This window comes from Flavobacterium sp. U410 (genome assembly GCF_053570605.1).
Map to the genome: position 1 here is coordinate 42,732 of NZ_JBSEFI010000024.1, position 17,790 is coordinate 60,521.

General features: G+C 34.0%; 12 protein-coding genes and 1 pseudogene. 9 read left to right on the forward strand and 4 right to left on the reverse strand.

All coding sequences use genetic code 11. The annotated features are described in order from the left end of the window. The first annotated feature begins 44 nt into the window (after nt 1-44). The 8 genes from ACUSJC_RS14505 to ACUSJC_RS14540 all read left to right on the forward strand — a co-directional run bounded on the left by ACUSJC_RS14505 (nt 45) and on the right by ACUSJC_RS14540 (nt 12,000). Complete coding sequence (locus tag ACUSJC_RS14505; protein ID WP_449270281.1) at nt 45-1,796, forward strand: TonB-dependent receptor; 1,752 nt, start codon at nt 45-47, stop codon at nt 1,794-1,796. Nucleotides 1,797-1,983: 187 nt separating this feature from the next. Further along, nucleotides 1,984-2,433, forward strand: coding sequence for a hypothetical protein (locus ACUSJC_RS14510; protein ID WP_449270282.1), 450 nt, complete (start codon nt 1,984-1,986; stop codon nt 2,431-2,433). Between the two features lie 239 nt (nt 2,434-2,672). Then, nucleotides 2,673-4,298 carry an asparagine synthase B gene (asnB, locus tag ACUSJC_RS14515; protein ID WP_449270283.1) on the forward strand — a complete coding sequence of 542 codons (1,626 nt, stop codon included), beginning with the start codon at nt 2,673-2,675 and terminating at the stop codon, nt 4,296-4,298. A 190-nt stretch (nt 4,299-4,488) separates the two neighbouring features. Further along, the gene (gyrB, locus tag ACUSJC_RS14520) at nt 4,489-6,429 is read left to right on the forward strand and encodes a DNA topoisomerase (ATP-hydrolyzing) subunit B (RefSeq protein WP_449270284.1); all 1,941 of its coding nucleotides are present in this window, start codon (nt 4,489-4,491) and stop codon (nt 6,427-6,429) included. Then, a complete protein-coding gene (locus ACUSJC_RS14525; RefSeq protein WP_449270285.1) occupies nt 6,410-7,417 on the forward strand; it encodes a DUF6588 family protein in 1,008 nt (335 codons plus the stop codon). Before gyrB ends, ACUSJC_RS14525 begins: the two co-directional genes overlap by 20 nt. A 10-nt stretch (nt 7,418-7,427) precedes the next feature. Further along, the gene (locus ACUSJC_RS14530; protein ID WP_449270286.1) at nt 7,428-8,360 is read left to right on the forward strand and encodes a malate dehydrogenase; all 933 of its coding nucleotides are present in this window, start codon (nt 7,428-7,430) and stop codon (nt 8,358-8,360) included. 182 nt (nt 8,361-8,542) lie between these two features. Continuing rightward, the gene (gene secDF, locus ACUSJC_RS14535) at nt 8,543-11,470 is read left to right on the forward strand and encodes a protein translocase subunit SecDF (protein WP_449270287.1); all 2,928 of its coding nucleotides are present in this window, start codon (nt 8,543-8,545) and stop codon (nt 11,468-11,470) included. An 83-nt stretch (nt 11,471-11,553) separates the two neighbouring features. Continuing rightward, nucleotides 11,554-12,000 (forward strand): hypothetical protein, encoded by a 447-nt coding sequence (locus tag ACUSJC_RS14540; RefSeq protein ID WP_449270288.1) that lies wholly within the window; start codon nt 11,554-11,556, stop codon nt 11,998-12,000. A 49-nt stretch (nt 12,001-12,049) separates the two neighbouring features. Here the strand turns inward: ACUSJC_RS14540 and lgt are convergent, their stop codons facing one another. The 4 genes from lgt to folE all read right to left on the reverse strand — a co-directional run bounded on the left by lgt (nt 12,050) and on the right by folE (nt 15,696). Continuing rightward, nucleotides 12,050-12,970, reverse strand: coding sequence for a prolipoprotein diacylglyceryl transferase (lgt, locus tag ACUSJC_RS14545; RefSeq protein ID WP_449270289.1), 921 nt, complete (start codon nt 12,968-12,970; stop codon nt 12,050-12,052). A 94-nt stretch (nt 12,971-13,064) separates the two neighbouring features. Then, nucleotides 13,065-13,313 (reverse strand): membrane protein insertion efficiency factor YidD, encoded by a 249-nt coding sequence (yidD, locus tag ACUSJC_RS14550; RefSeq protein WP_449270292.1) that lies wholly within the window; start codon nt 13,311-13,313, stop codon nt 13,065-13,067. Between the two features lie 206 nt (nt 13,314-13,519). Beyond that, the gene (cysS, locus tag ACUSJC_RS14555; protein ID WP_449270290.1) at nt 13,520-14,998 is read right to left on the reverse strand and encodes a cysteine--tRNA ligase; all 1,479 of its coding nucleotides are present in this window, start codon (nt 14,996-14,998) and stop codon (nt 13,520-13,522) included. A 23-nt stretch (nt 14,999-15,021) separates the two neighbouring features. After that, nucleotides 15,022-15,696, reverse strand: a complete 675-nt coding sequence (folE, locus tag ACUSJC_RS14560; RefSeq protein WP_449270291.1) for a GTP cyclohydrolase I FolE — start codon at nt 15,694-15,696, stop codon at nt 15,022-15,024. Between the two features lie 237 nt (nt 15,697-15,933). Here folE and ACUSJC_RS14565 point away from each other — a divergent pair. Then, a pseudogene (locus tag ACUSJC_RS14565) lies at nt 15,934-17,790 on the forward strand (hypothetical protein); the annotation flags it as partial.

Sequence of the window (17,790 nt, forward strand, 5' to 3'; positions counted from 1 at the left end):
AAAACTTATAGAGGTTAACTTATAATATACAACTGAGAAAACAGATGAAAAACTTCAAAATATATTTATTAGGAACTACAGCATTATTAGTGAGCCAATTTTCTTTAGCGCAAGAAAAAGAAAACATTGGTTCTGAAGTGGTAAATGTGGTGAAACCTTATACGCCTTCCATTTCTGATGCATTTAAAATAAAAGAAACGCCAGTTATTGACGACGAAGACAATACACAAAAAGAACCTATCGAATACAATATTTTTTCTTTTCCGGTAGCTTCTACTTTTACACCGGCTAAAGGGAAAGCAGCGGGAGTAGACAAAGCGGAAAAAGAAAAATTATACCGCAATTATGCTACTTTAGGTTTTGGAAATTATCCAACCATAAATGGCGAATTGTTTATCACCGAAAACTTCGGACGCAATAGTTATATTGGCGGAATGTTACGTCATTTGTCTTCGCAAGGCGGAATCAAAGATGTAGTTTTGGATGACAAATATGCGAATACCAGTTTAGATGTAACCTACGGTTCTCGCGATCGCGATATGAGTTGGAACATCGATTTAGGAATTAAAAACCAAATCAACAATTGGTATGGTTTACCGACTGAAAACATCATTTTTACTGACGAAATGATTAATGGAATTGATGAAAAACAATCCTACAACACCATTGCTTTAGGCGGAAAATTGAATTTAACAGACAGTTATTTCAGTGGAGTAAGTTTGCAGTTCAAACGTTTTTCAGATGGTTTGAGTTCAGGTGAAAATCGATTTTTTGTAAAACCTAATTTCGATATTGACGTGATGGATCAAAAAATCAAAGCCAATTTTGTGATTGATTATGTGGGAGGAAGTTTTGATAAAGATTTTGAAGGAACTTCTGATATAACCTATAGCAACATTATTTTCGGAACAAAACCTTATATTTTATACCAACAAGACGATTTATCCGTTCAGTTAGGAGCCGGAGTGTTTTATACAACAGGAAAATATAACGGAACAAGCGACAGCAAAGTATTTGTGTATCCTAATGTAAAAGCGTCGTATAAAATTGTAGGCGACTTCTTAATTGGATATGCCGGTGCAGAAGGTGGTTTAAACCAAAATTCGTATGCCGATTTTGTAGACCAAAATCCGTTTGTGTCACCAACGCTTTTAGTAGCTCCAACAGATAATAAATATGATATTTATGTGGGTTTAAAAGGGAAATTGGCTAATTCTGTTGCTTTTAACGTAAGAGGTTCATACAATAATGAAGATGGAAAGGCACTTTTTATGAGTAATCCTTATGTTTTTGGAAATGCTAATACTGGCTATACGTATGGAAATTCTTTTGGTGTGACTTATGATAACGTAAAAACGCTAAGTATTTTCGGGGAACTAAAAGCTGATTTTTCAAAAAGTGTAAGTCTAGGAATCAACGGAAGGTATAACAATTATTCTACAGAATTTGCCACTGAAGCTTGGAATTTACCACAATTGAAAATAGGTACAACAGTAGATGTTGATATCAATGAAAAATGGTATACAGGAGCAAAAATATTTTTTGTAGGCGAAAGAAAAGATATGGTTTCTGTGCAAAGTTTAGCAGCTGTTTATCCACCAATTTTCACAACAGAAGAAGTAACTTTAGATAGCTATTTCGACTTAAATATGCATGTTGGCTACAAATACAACGACCGTTTGACTGCTTTCTTAAAAGGAAATAATTTGGCAAGCCAACAATACAATCGTTGGGCAAATTATCCGGTTCAAGGAATTCAAATTTTATTAGGAGCCAACTATAAGTTCGATTTTTAAAAATTAAATTTTTTGTCATTTCGAGCGGAGTCGAGAAACGTAAGTTCGGCGGAGCTAAATCTTATTAATTTTTTCAAATTTTAATATAGATAACCATAAAGGACACAAAGTAAAATCTACAAAGCTCGCCAAGAAAATTTTGGTGTTCACTGTATTTTTTAGTGTTCTTTGTGGTTAATTTTATACTATGACTTTCAAACAAAAAATACTTTCTCATTACACACAACATCTCGAAGAGAAAATAAAAACTTTGCGTAAGCAAATTACTGATTTGACCGAAGATGCTCAAAATGATGCTAAAGGTTCAGCCGGAGATAAACATGAAACAGCTTTGTCAATGATGCATTTGGAACAAGAAAAGTTAAATCAAAAAATAAAAGAAGCTTTAGAGCAAAAGAATATTTTGGATAGCATTGATAGTGCTAAAGAAAATAAAATGGTAGCTGTTGGGAGTTTGGTCTATACGGAAACTTTTATTTTTTTTGTAGGCACGGCTTTGCCTCAAGCTACTTTTGATGTTGTCAAAGTGGTTCCGTTGTCTTTAGAATCGCCCATCGGTTCTGCTATGAAAGGAAAACAAGTAGGCGAGGAGTTTGCTTTTAATACTTCAAAATATAAAATTCTGAAAATAGAATAAGTAGTCCTTTTTTATCGGAACTATTTTTAAAGAATAAACTGAAAATTTAAAATTTGTAATTTATCATAACTAAAACTATTAGTTTTAATTTGTTTTTTTAATAAAAAACTGTTTCTATGTTTTAAATTGTAATCTATAATTTAAAACTGCTTTATAAAAAAAAGTAAAACAGCCAACTTTGCTTCATCAAAATAATGATATAAGCAGATAAATATTAAAAAAATAAAGTTAACAATAGTATGTGTGGTATTTTAGCAGTTATAGGAAAAGGAAAAGATGAGGCTTTAGTAAAACAGCTTTCTAAAAGAATGACTCACCGTGGTCCGGATGAAAGTGATATTCATGTAACCGAAGCGGGACATATTTTGGCTCACGAAAGACTGTCAATTGTAGATTTACGTACGGGAAAACAACCTATTCAGGGGACTTCTTCGGCTTGGATGGTTCACAATGGAGAGATTTACAATCACAAGCATTTGAGAGAAACTGTTCTAAAGCACCACACATTCAGAACCACTTCAGATTCTGAGGTAATTGTGCACTTGTATGAAGAATTTGGTTATGATTTTTGCGATTATTTAGACGGAATGTTTTCTTTCGTGGTGGTAGACGGAGACGATTTTATTGCCGGACGCGATCCGCTCGGAATTAAGCCTTTGTATTACGGAATTGACGATAGAGGGCGTTACTACTTTGCTAGTGAAATGAAAGCTATCGCCGATCAATGCACTACATTTTCAACTTTTCCTCCGGGACATTTTTATACTGAAAAAACAGGTTTTGTTAAATATTACAAACCAGAATGGGAAGATGCTGCAAAAGCGGTAGAAGAAGTCGATTATACGGCTATTCGCGAATCGTTAACTGAAGCAGTTAAAAAACGTTTAATGGCTGATGTTCCGTTTGGAGTATTGTTATCAGGTGGATTAGATTCGTCTTTAACGTCTTCAATTGCCAAAAGATTATTAGAAGGAAGCGAACAAGTATTGCATTCATTTTCGATTGGATTAGATGAAACAGCGCCCGATTTAATTGCAGCTCGTAAAGTAGCCGATTACATTGGAACAGAACACCATGAGTTTTATTTCACTGTTGAAGAAGGAATTCAAAACTTAGAAAAACTGATTTGGCATTTAGAAACTTATGATGTGACTTCGATTAGAGCAAGTACGCCAATGTATTTTATGTCGAAAGCAATCAAGGAAACCGGAATTAAAATGGTGTTGTCTGGTGAAGGAGCTGATGAAATTTTCGGTGGATATTTGTATTTCCGTAATGCGCCGTCAGCTGAAGAATTCCAAAAAGAAACCATTGAAAGAGTTCAAAAATTATTTACTGCCGACTTGTTGAGAGCGGATAAATCAACAATGGCTCACGGATTAGAAGCTCGTGTTCCATTTTTAGACAAAGCTTTCTTGGAATTGGCTATTAAAATTAAGCCGGAAGAAAAACAGCCTAAAACGTACGAAGGTGTAGAAAAATATATTTTGCGTAAAGCATTTGATACACCTGAAAGACCTTATTTACCAGAATCGGTTTTATGGCGTCAAAAAGAACAATTTTCAGATGGTGTAGGTTACAACTGGATCGATACTTTAATTGAGTATTGCGAGTCGCAAGTAAGTGATGAGGAATTTGCAAAAGCAGCCGAGTTGTTCCCGTATAACACACCATTAACTAAGGAAGCCTTCTATTACAGAAGTATATTCCATAAACATTTTCCACAGCAAAGTGCAGCACAAACTGTACGCAAGTGGATTCCTAAGTGGCAGGCGAACCAAGATCCGAGTGGAAGAGCCAATGCAGCGCACGTGAAAGCAGATGTTTCAATTGCTACTAAGGATGCCTCTAAATTGACCGTTTAATTTTTTTATGGTTATAGTTTGTTTTAATAATCGCCGATTCAGAAATGTCTCGGCGTTTGTTTTTTTAGTAGTAAGAAGAAAGTTTGTTAATAACTTACCGATAAATTGCAATTCTTTAGGATATTTTTTTTATCTTATTACTTATATTTGTCTGTTTAATAGATAAAGAAGAGAATTTAAGCAATTAGATATGAGTGAAGAAGTAAAGAAAAACAATTATTCGGCTGATAGTATTCAGGCTTTAGAGGGAATGGAGCACGTAAGAATGCGTCCTTCTATGTACATCGGGGATACTGGAGTTAGAGGTTTACATCACTTGGTTTATGAGGTGGTAGATAACTCAATTGACGAGGCTTTAGCCGGACATTGTGATACTATTTTTGTAACGATTAATGAAGATAATTCTATAACGGTAGAAGATAACGGTCGTGGTATTCCGGTTGACATTCACAAAAAAGAAGGAGTGTCTGCTTTGGAAGTGGTAATGACTAAAATTGGTGCCGGAGGTAAGTTTGATAAAGATTCCTATAAAGTATCAGGAGGTCTTCACGGAGTAGGGGTTTCGTGTGTTAACGCATTGTCAGACCATTTAAAAGCTACAGTTTTTCGTGAAGGAAAAATTTGGGAACAAGAATACGAAAGAGGTAAAGCATTATATCCAGTAAAACAAATTGGAACTACGGATAGAAGAGGTACGATGGTTACCTTTAAACCAGATGGAACCATTTTCCAACAAACTTTAGAGTATTCTTACGAAACACTTGCTGCTCGTTTGCGTGAATTGTCTTTCTTGAACAAAGGAATTACAATTACACTAACTGATAGAAGAGAAAAAAATGAGAAAGACGAATTTAAATCGGATGTATTTCATTCGGAAGAAGGGCTTAAGGAATTCGTTAAGTTTTTAGATGGAAATCGTGTGCCAATAATTGGTCATGTTATTTCAATGGAAAACGATAAAGGCGAAATTCCTGTTGAAGTAGCTTTGATTTACAACGATAGTTATTCTGAAAATATCTTTTCTTATGTAAATAATATCAACACTCACGAAGGAGGTACGCATTTACAAGGTTTCCGTATGGGATTAACTCGTACGTTGAAAAAATATGCTGATGCTTCGGGATTATTAGATAAATTAAAATTCGAAATTTCAGGAGATGATTTCCGTGAAGGTTTAACGGCTATTATTTCGGTAAAAGTGGCTGAACCTCAGTTTGAAGGGCAAACCAAAACGAAATTAGGAAATCGTGAGGTAGTATCTCCGGTATCTCAGGCTGTTGCTGAAATGTTAGAGAATTATTTGGAAGAAAATCCAAATGATGCTAAAATCATTGTTCAAAAAGTAATTTTGGCTGCCCAAGCACGCCACGCTGCTAAAAAAGCACGTGAAATGGTGCAACGTAAAACCGTAATGGGTGGCGGTGGATTGCCAGGTAAATTATCAGACTGTTCAGAACAAAATCCGGAAAAATGTGAAATTTTCCTTGTAGAGGGTGACTCGGCAGGTGGAACTGCAAAACAAGGGCGTGATAGAAATTTTCAAGCTATTTTACCATTGCGTGGTAAGATTTTGAATGTGGAAAAAGCGATGCAACACAAAGTATTTGAAAACGAAGAGATTCGTAATATTTTCACGGCTTTAGGAGTTACTGTTGGAACAGAGGAAGATAGTAAAGCTTTGAATCTTACTAAATTGCGTTATCATAAAGTGGTAATCATGTGTGATGCCGATGTCGATGGTAGTCACATTGCTACTTTGATTTTGACATTCTTCTTCCGATACATGAAAGATCTTATTGAGCAAGGTCACGTTTATATTGCAACTCCGCCATTATATATGGTTAAAAAAGGAAACAAGAAAGAATACGCATGGTCAGATGAACAACGTGATAGAATTTCAGCAGAGCTAGGAAATGGCGCTGGTGTACAACGCTACAAAGGTCTTGGAGAGATGAATGCTGAGCAGCTTTGGGAAACAACAATGAATCCGGAGTTTAGAACGCTTCGTAAAGTAACTATTGATAGCTTAACGGAAGCAGATAGAGTTTTCTCTATGTTAATGGGAGATGAGGTTCCGCCTCGTAGAGAATTTATTGAAAAAAATGCGGCTTATGCAAAAATTGATGCGTAGGTTTAATTATATTATAATGGCTTTGATGATGCTAGGTTTTTTAAAACTAAAGGCTCAATCAACGTTAAGTCAAGAAATAGGGTATCTGTTATCAGATGCCCTTTTCTATTCAGAGAAATATATAATTCCTGCAACAGATGGAGCTGTTTATCAAGCTTCTTCTGCTTGGATGAGTACTGTTAAAAAAAGAGAGAAATGGACAGTAGAGGCAGGAATTTATGGAAATGTTTTTTTTGTTCCTAACAGCGATCGGACTTTTCAAATCAATAACAGCGATCTTCAGTTCTTTGAAATTGAAAATGCTTCGAGTGCGACAGTTCCAACAGCTTTAGGGAATAAAGATCAGGTCTATTTGACAGGGGATTTAAATGGTGAGCAAATTCGATTTAAAACTCCTCAGGGAATCAATCAAGAAACCGTCGTATATCCTTATTTACGAGTGGGTTTGGTGTTGCCTTATGGTTTTGAAATCATGGGGAAATACTCGACACGAACTAAATTAAAAAAAGGAGATTATCAGGTTTTTGGTTTGGGATTAAAGCATAATTTCAGTCAATATTTTTCTTCTTTAGAAGCAAAAAAAATCAATTTAGCAGCTATGGTAATGTATTCTAATGAAGATATAAGTTTTGATTTTATAGATGCAGAGACAAGCTTTGGAAATTTAGGATTTAATCGTTTTACAGGAATTGTAAATACATATCATCTTCAGTTGAGTGCTTCAAAAGAAATTAATCATTTTGAAATTATGGGTAGTTTTATTACTAATGTTAGTGATTTTAAGTATGAAGTAGGAGGGAGTACGTCAGAACCTACTCCGTATGCAATAGCTATCAATAATTTGCTTCCTCAGCTTGAAAAGACAAAATTCAATTATATGGGGGAACTATCTGTTAATTATTTTATTAGTAAGTTTTATATCAAAGGAACTTTTTCTTTTGGGAAATTTGCTAATGCTAATTTAGGATTTAATTACGTTATAAATTAAAGTATATATTATGAAAGTAACGGTTGTAGGAGCAGGACATTTAGGGGCTACTTGTGCCGATGTTTTGGCATATAGAAAAATAGCTAGTGAAATAGTTTTGTTAGATATTGAACAAGGTTTAGCAGAAGGTAAAGCCTTGGATATTATGCAAAGTGCTTCAACAACTGGGTTTACTTCGGTGGTTTGTGGTTGCACGGGTGATTATCAGCAAACTGAAAATAGTGATGTTGTAGTAATTACTTCCGGTATTCCTAGAAAGCCGGGAATGACTAGAGAAGAATTAATTGGGATAAATGCAGGAATAGTGAAATCGGTAGCTTTAAATATTTTGAAGTTCTCGCCAAACGCTATTTTTGTTGTTGTTTCTAATCCTATGGATACCATGACTTATCTAACGCTAAAAGTAACTGGATTGTCTAAGAATAGAGTTATAGGAATGGGAGGGGCTTTGGATAGTTCTCGTTTTCGGTATTATTTGTCGCAAGCCATGAATGAACCTGTAAGTGAGATCCAGGCCATGGTTATTGGTGGTCATGGAGACACTACGATGATTCCACTGAGTCGTTTAGCTACTTATAATGGATTGCCGGTGTCAACTTTCCTGTCGGAGGAAGTATTGCAAGATACCGTGGCTAAAACAATGGTAGGAGGAGCAACATTGACTAAATTGCTGGGAACTTCCGCTTGGTATGGTCCGGGAGCAGCTGTTGCTTCTTTGGTGGATAGTATTTTGAACAACCAAAAAAGACTAATTCCCTGTTCGGTTTATTTGGAAGGTGAGTATGGAGAAAATGATATTTGTATAGGAGTTCCGTGTATTATTGGTAAAAACGGAGTTCATCAAATTGTTGATGTACAGTTAGATGGTGTAGAGAAAGAAAAATTTGCAAAAAGTGCTCAAGCTGTTCGTAATATGAATAAAGACCTAAGCTCTGTTTTGTAAGTTTTTGAGATTCAAATACTAAAAAACTACTAACTGCTGTTAGGTGGTTTTTTATGCATAATTATTGAGTAAAACTAAAAAAAAACGAATTTTATTTTGTAATAAAATTGGTTAATCCTATTGTAAATTATATATTTGTCCGTTTTTTATAAAAAATAAAATAAATTAATATTTTAGTAGTAATGCAGAATAGAGGACTAATTAAATTTTTCGCAGTATTATTTGCTTTAGTTTGTCTGTATCAGTTATCATTTACTTTTGTAGCTAATGGAATTGAGAAAGACGCAAAAGCTCATGCAAATGGGGATTTTCAAAAAGAAGTAGCTTACTTAGATTCATTATCTAAAGAAAAAGTATTTTTAGGATATACTTATGACGAAGTAAGAAATAACCAAATCAACAAAGGTCTTGACTTAGAAGGAGGGATTAACGTAATTCTTCAAATTTCAGTAAAAGATATTTTGAAAGGTTTGGCTAATGGTTCTAAGAATCCGGCTTTCAACAAAGCTTTAGAAGATGCAAAAGCGAACCAACAAGGAAATCAAGATTACATTGATGCTTTCTTCAAAGAAGCTAATGCTGCAAATGTAAAATTGGCTGATGCTGAAATTTTTGGAAACAGAAATTTGGATGAGCTAATTAAATTTGATATGACTAATGCTCAAGTTGAGCCAATCATTAAACAAAAAGTTCAAGAATCTGTAGAATCTGCTTTTAAAGTATTAAGAGAGCGTATCGATAAATTCGGGGTTACACAACCTAATATTCAATTATTAGGAAATTCAGGTAGAATTTTAGTAGAATTACCAGGTGCTAAAGATGTAGACCGTATTAAAAAATTATTACAAAGTACTGCTCAGTTAGAGTTTTGGGAAACTTACAAAGTGGAAGAGGTTGGTAATTTCTTAATGGCTGCTAACGAAGCTTTAAAGAAAACTGAAATTAAAGAAAAAACTGCTGAAGTTAAAGAAGCTGCAACAGGGATTGATTCTTTATTGACAGATAAAGTTGATTCAACTAAAACACAAGTAAACCCTTTGTTTGACAGTATGATTATGCCAGGTCAACAAGGCACACCTTATGTTGGTGTTTTCAATGTAAAAGATACTGCTAAAATTGGAGGATACTTAAATAGAAGTGATATTCGTGCTTTATTGCCGGCAGAATTGGCGTATGTGAAATTTGCTTGGGGTAAAATCAATGAAAAATCACCAACAACTGTTGAGCTTTATGCTTTAAAAGGAAATAGAGAAAACAAAGCACCTATTAGTGGTGGTGTTATTGTTGATGCTAGAGATACTTTTGACCAATTAGGAAAACCTGCTGTTTCAATGCAGATGAATGGTAAAGGTGCTCTAGAGTGGGAAAAATTAACTGGTAAAGTTTCTCAGCAAGGTAATGCAATTGCTATTGTTTTAGATAATCTAGTATATTCTGCACCAGGTGTGAGTAGAGGAGCAATTAGCGGAGGTCAATCTGAAATTTCAGGAAGTTTCACAATTAACGAGACAAAAGACTTAGCTAATATTTTAAGAGCTGGTAAATTACCTGCTGCTGCCGAAATCGTACAATCTGACGTAGTTGGGCCTTCATTAGGTGCTGAGGCTGTTAATAGCGGTATGATTTCATTTATTATTGGTTTCGCTTTAGTATTAGTATGGATGGTAGTTTACTATGGCAGAGCTGGTTTCTATGCTAACTTGGCTTTATTGGTAAATATTTTATTCATCTTCGGAGCTTTAGCAAGTTTTGGTGCTGTATTGACATTGCCAGGTATCGCAGGTATCGTTTTAACAATTGGTATGGCGGTTGATGCTAACGTAATTATTTACGAAAGAGCAAAAGAAGAATTAGATTCAGGAAAAACAGTTAATGAAGCAGTTGATTATGCATTTACTTGGAAAGGGGCAATGTCTTCAATTGTTGATGCTAACGTAACAACAGCTTTAACAGCAATCATCTTATTAGTATTTGGTACTGGACCAATCAAAGGTTTTGCTACTACATTATTAATTGGTATTATTACTTCTGTGTTTACCGCAATCTTCATTACAAGAATTTTATTAGATTGGAGTTTATCAAGAAACGAAAATATTACATTCTCAACTTCAATTACTAAAAATTGGTTCAAAAACTTGAATTTTGATTTCTTGGCAAAACGTAAAATGGCTTATTCTATTTCGGGAGTATTAATTGCGTTGAGTTTGATTTCTTTATTCACTAAAGGTTTAAACCAAGGAGTTGACTTTGTAGGAGGTAGAACATACCAAGTTCGTTTTGATAAAGAAGTTGCTGCTCCGGAAGTAACGGCTGATTTAGTAGCTGTTTTCGGAAGTGCTGAAGCAAAAGTTTTTGGTAACAACAACCAGTTAAAAATTACAACTAAATATAAAGTTGACGAAGAAGGAGAAGGAGTAGATAAAGAAGTAAACCAAAAATTATATGAGACACTTAAGAAATATTTACCAGCTGATTTAACGTATGATAAATTTGTGACTTCTTACGATGGAAAACAGTTCGGAATAATGCAAGCTTCTAAAGTTTCTGGAACTATTTCTAAAGACATCAAAACTAATTCAATTTGGGCGGTGTTAGGATCATTGTTTGTAGTATTCGTTTACTTAATGATTTCCTTCCGTAAGTGGCAGTTTGGTTTAGGAGCTGTAGCTGCAGTTGCACACGACGTAATTATTGTATTAGGTATTTTCTCTTTTGGTTATTCATTCTTGCCATTTAACATGGAGATTGATCAAGCGTTCATCGCGGCAATCTTAACGGTTATTGGTTACTCATTGAATGATACGGTAATCGTATTTGACCGTGTGAGAGAGTATTTAGACTACAATTCTTCACCAGATTTCAAAGGTTTAGTAAACAAAGCATTAAACTCTACTTTGAGTAGAACGGTTAATACATCAGCGACTACATTAGTAGTATTGATAGCAATCTTTATCTTCGGTGGTGAAACTATCCAAGGATTCGTATTTGCTATCTTAGTTGGTATTTTGGTAGGTACTTATTCTTCATTATTCATTGCAACTCCGGTAATGAATGATACAATGAGTGATAAAGAAGCTGAAAAAATGGCTTTGAATAAAAAAGAAGAATAAGAAATTATTTCTCATTATAACAAAAGTCCTGATTTTATCAGGACTTTTTTTGTACATTTAGTTTTGACTAAGACTATTCAATTATGAAGAAGATATTCTTTTTATGTTTTGGATTATTGATTGCTTGTAACCAAAATTATGTTGTGGAAGAGATTGATAAAGATTTCGAAAATAACAGATGGTTATCAACAGATGAAAAGCAATTTGTGTTCCAAATTGAATCCGAAAATGCGTATCAAATTAGTTTGCATATAGCTCATGTTTATGATTTTCAAATACCGGAGATTCCTGTTGAAGTGAGTCTGAATAAAAATGATAATATTGTTTTCCAAAAAGAAGTTTTGGTAAAGTTTAAAGATGAAAACGGAAAGGATTCAGGAGAATGTTTGGGAGATCTTTGTGACTTATATTTTCCTATAAGTGAAAAAGTACAGCTTACCCAAGGGAAATATCATTTTTCGGTAAAAAGTAAGTTTAAAGGGGCTTATTTGCCTAATATTTTAGGGGTAGGAGTAAGAGTCGAAAAATAAAAAAAGAGTGATTGTAAAATCACTCTTTTTTATAACTATTTTAAAAGTATTAAGCCGTTTTTTTTGCTCTGGCTACTAAGTAGAATCCGGCAATAATAAAAGGAATACTTAGCCATTGTCCAGTAGAAAATATGCCTAAGGCATTTTCAAATCCTCCTTGGCTTTCTTTTACAAATTCGACTAAAAATCGAACAGTCCACAATAAAATTAAGAAGATACCAAAGATGTAACCTAATTTGTTTCTGGCATCTGTTTTCCAATATAAATAATATAAAATTGCGAATACAAACACATAACCAAAAGCTTCATATAGCTGAGCTGGATGTTTTGGAGCTACAGCATTTAATAATTCAACAAATTGCGGGTCGTTAGCAATAGCTTTATAGGCTTGATTGATATTTGGAATTCCTGTCTTTTCAACGGCTACTCTTGGTGAATAAAAATCTCTGATAAATTTGATTCCTAATGGAGAAGAAGTTGGAGTTCCAACGATTTCTGAATTGAAAAAATTACCCAAACGGACAAATATCGCTCCTAAAGAAACCGGAATAACAATTCGATCTAAAATCCAGAGTACGGGTTTCTTGACTACTTTTTTGCTGTAATAAAGCATTACTAAAATAATAGCTATTGCAGCGCCATGACTGGCTAATCCGGCAAAACCGGTAAATTCCCATCCAGAGGCTGTTTCTCTTATTGGAAGCAAAATTTCCAATTTATGATCTTTGAAATAATCCCAATCATAAAAAAAGACATGTCCTAAACGAGCTCCAATTAATGTGGCTAGAACTGTAGAGACAAATAGATTGTCAAGTTTTTCTAAAGACTCACCTTCCCGTTGGTAAATGGCTTTCATAACATACCAACCTAATCCAAAGGCAACTACGAACATTAAGCTGTAAAAACGAATGGTGAAAAAACCAAGATCAATTCCTTCTGAAGGGTTCCAAATCATGTTTAGGGCAAGCATAAATATTTATTTTAGGCTAAAATAAGGATTAAAATTCGTAATAGTGTTAAAAAATCACAAATTAAAGAAGGGAATTAATAGATGAATTTATCTTTTAAGGAACCGGATCATAACCGCTACCGCCCCAAGGATGACAGCTGAATATTCTTTTTAAAGCGAGCCAACCTCCCTTAAATAAACCATACTTTTTTAAGGCTTCGAAGGAGTAATGTGAGCAAGTAGGTTGATAACGACATGTAGCTGGGGTGTAAGGAGAAATGGCGACTTGATAGAACCTGATTAATAATAAAAAAGGAGCTATCAGTATTGTTTTAAATGTTATTTTTTTTTTAGTGCTACACATGATGCTGATTTTAATGAAAAAATAGAAGAACATGATTATTATCATCTTTTAAGATGATAGATCGCTCTATATTTGCCTTATAGTTCTTAAAAATTTCATTTTTGGTAAACGTTAGAAATAACGAAGTGAATTTTTTGTTTTAATTTATAGTTTTATAGAATTGTTAAAAAGAGAAAAAAGGATTGGTTAGCCAATCCTTTTTTTATTTAGTAATTAAAACTTGTTCCTTCTTTTCCATCTTTAAGTAGAATGCCTAACTCTGCTAAATTATCTCTGATTTGATCAGAAAGAGACCAATTTTTATCGGCTCTAGCCTGATTTCTCATTCCTATAAGCATATTTAATACGCCGTCAAGTTTGTCAGTACTTGCATTTGTAGCTTTTTCACTTTTAATGCCTAAAACATCAAAAACAAAAGTAGTTAAAGTGGTTTTTAAAACTTCAATATCTGCAGTTGTTAAGGTCTCTTTCGAATCGTTAACTAGATTAATAACTTTAATTCCTTCGAATAATTGAGCAATCAAAATAGGTGTGTTGAAATCGTCATTCATAGCATCATAACAGCTTTGTTTCCATGCTTGAACATCAAAACTAGAGTTGGTAGAAGCTTTTAATTTATCGATGAGTTCGATGCTGTCCATTAAGCGATTATATCCCTTTTCGGCAGCTAAAATAGCTTCATCAGAAAAATCTAAAACACTTCTGTAATGCGCTTGCATCATAAAGAAACGTGCTACTCCGGAACTAAATCCTTTGCTTAAATTAGGATTTTCTCCGGTAAAAATTTCTCTAGGTAAAATGTTGTTGCCTGTTGATTTCGACATCTTTTTACCGTTAAGTGTCAGCATGTTAGCGTGCATCCAATAATGAACCGGATTATGTCCGTTGCAAGCTTCCGCCTGAGCAATCTCACATTCGTGATGTGGGAATTTTAAATCCATTCCGCCACCATGAATATCAAAAGTTTCTCCTAAATATTTGGTACTCATTGCTGTACATTCTAAATGCCAACCGGGAAAACCGTCACTCCATGGAGAAGGCCAACGCATAATGTGTTCCGGTTCTGCTTTTTTCCATAAAGCAAAATCCTGTGGATTTTTTTTATCGCTTTGTCCGTCTAAATCACGGGTGTTAGCAATCATGTCTTCTAAATTCCTTCCGCTTAAGATACCGTATTTGTAATCTTGATTAAATTTTACAACATCAAAATAAACCGATCCATTGGAAATATAAGCGTAACCATTATCTATTATCGATTTGATAATTTCAATCTGTTCAATTAAGTGTCCGGTTGCTGTAGGTTCAATACTTGGTGGTAAAAGATTGAATTCTTGCAAAATTTCGTGGAAATCAACAGTGTAGCGTTGGACAATTTCCATAGGTTCTACCTTTTCAAGACGAGCCATTTTGGCAATTTTATCTTCGCCATCATCTACATCATCCACCATGTGACCTACATCGGTAATGTTACGTACATAACGCACTTTATAACCTAGATGAATTAAATACCTGAAAATAACATCAAAACTCATAAAGGTTCTGACGTTGCCTAAATGTACATTGCTATATACAGTTGGTCCACAAACATACATTCCAACTCTTCCTTCATGAATAGGATTAAATACTTCTTTTTCGCTGCTAAGTGAATTGTAAATCTTGAGTGTTTGGGATGTATAAAGTTTCATCTATTTTAAAATGAGAGATTTGATTAATGGAATTTAGTTTCTAGTTTGATATAGTCTAAGAATTCTTTTCTAACGTTTTCGTCTTTAAATTTTCCGCCAAATTCAGCAGTTACAGTACTACTTTCAATATCGCGAATTCCTCTAGAGTTAACGCATAAATGTTTAGCATCGATAACGCAAGCTACATCATCGGTATTTAAGACTTTTTGAAGTTCTTGAACAATTTGAATGGTTAAACGTTCTTGTACTTGCGGACGTTTAGCGTAGTAATCTACAATTCGGTTCATTTTTGAAAGCCCAACAACACTACCGTTAGAAATATAAGCTACATGAGCTCTACCGACAATTGGTAATAAATGGTGTTCACAAGTTGAATAAACCACAATGTTTTTTTCGACAAGCATTTCACCATATTTATATTTGTTTTCAAAAGTAGAAGAGCTAGGTTTTTTGTTAGGGTTTAATCCTCCAAAAATTTCTTTGACAAACATTTTTGCGACGCGATTAGGAGTTCCTTTCAAACTGTCATCAGTAAGATCCATTCCTAAAGTAAGTAAAATACTTTCTACATCTTTTTTAATTAATTCTATTTTTTGGTCATCTGAAATTTCAAATGCATCTTTTCGTAAAGGAGTTTGAGCACTTGTGGCAATATGGTCATTACCAATTTCATCATGTAAATCCTCGTTATGAATCATTTTTGTTTTTTTAAAATCTTTTCAATTCGCAAAGATAACCAATAAACTTTAAAATAGAAGTAGATGAAAGAAAAATGGTTTTTTGTGAGTTTTTATAGATAAAATATTTATTTTAAAACTTTAATATTAGATAAAAAATGTTAATTGTTAATAAAAAGGTGTTTAATTATTAAATATTTGTAAATTTGTGAATCAAACTTTAACTATAAATAGACTATAATTTAACCATTAACTTAAATGAAAACAAAATTACTTTTCTTTTTTCTTGTAGTGTTGAGTGGTGTCAATATGTTTTCTCAGTCTTCTTATTCAGTTCCTACTGTTTCGATAAATCCTGTTGCGCCAGTTTGTAATCCGGGAGATTGTGTAGATTTGTCAGCTAATTATTCTCAAGTAAAAACAACGACAACTTATACGGTTCAATCGATTAATTATAATCCTCCAGCAGCAGATTTTACGCCTTTTGAAGATTCTTCTATTTTGGATAATGTTGCAGATGATCAGTGGTCACCTATATTTGATTTGCCATTTGATTTTTGTTTTTACGGGCAATATTATAACAAAGTATTGGTTGGGTCTAATGGAGTTATTACTTTTGATATTGCAGGTGTTGTTCCCGGAGGTGTTTTTAGCCCAGGTCCAGGCTGTCCTTGGTCTTTTTCTACATCTATTCCTAATGTAGGGTTTCCTGTAAAAAGAGCAATTTATGGAGTGTATCAAGATACGGATATTAGAGAAGCTGTTTTAGATGATGATAGTGTTCCTAATGATATACAAAGAGTAAATTATAAACTTTTCGGTACTGCACCTCAAAGATATTTAGTGGTTAGTTTTAATGAATTACCGCAGTTTGATTGTCATGCTAGTGTAGGGTTACAAAGCTCTCAAATTGTTATATATGAAACTTCAAATATTATAGAAATTTATGTGAAAGATAGAACTCCTTGTCCTTCTTGGCAAGGGGGTGTTGGAGTTATAGGTATACAAAATGAAAGTGGAACAATTGCACATGTACCACCTGGAAGAAATACAGGGAATTGGTCTGCTAGTGAAGAAGCATGGAGGTTTTTGCCGGCAGGTCCTGTTAATACATCTCAGATATCTTGGTTAGAAGATGGGAACTTGATTCCCGGTTCTGAAGGAGCTAGTCAAATAACCGTTTGTCCAACAGTATCAACTACTTATACAGCGGTTGTTAAATATAGACAATGTAATAATGTTGACAAAGTTATTACAGATTCAATAGTCGTAGCGCCAGAGCCTTTTCCGTTGACTAATGAACCGGAAGATATAATAATCTGTACTAATGATGCTCCTCCTTATTATAGGGATATAGATCAGACAGCTTATATGTTGGGGACTATAGAATCTTTCTATTATAATATTACTTATCATAATACGTTGACGGATGCTGAAAATGGCGCCCCTTTTATAGATCCTGCTGAATTATTGAATTACGAAATTTATGGTCCTGAAACTATTTATGTAAGAATAGAGGATCTTTTTGGAAATGGCTGTGTTACATATACATCATTCGATATAATTATACAAGCTCCACCTTCAGGAAGTATTTCATATTCAGATAGTACTTTTTGTGATACAGATACAAATGTATTTTTACCATCAAATACGGCTCCTACAGGTGGAAATTATGTAGTAACTCCTGCTACAGGATTGAATTTAGATCCTTCTACGGGAGAAATAACTCCTAATGGTAGCCAGCCTGGGACTTATGATATTGTATATCATTTAGACGCTAGTGGTTCTTGTCCTGCTTATGATACACCGGCATTTACTGTTGAAATAGAAGAATGTTGTAAATTGGATCTAATTTCGGCAACAGGTACGGATGGGCAAGTAATATGTTTAGGGGATTCAATTATAGATATTGAATATGAAACAATAACACAAGTAACTAATGTTATTGTTCAAAATTTACCTTTAGGTGTTTCTTATAGTTATATCAATGAACTTGTTACCATTTCGGGTACACCTACAGAAACCGGAACTTTCACATATAGTGTTGAAACAGTAGGTTGTTCTAGTAATATAATTAAAACAGGAACTATTACTATAACAGGAGTTCCGGTATTA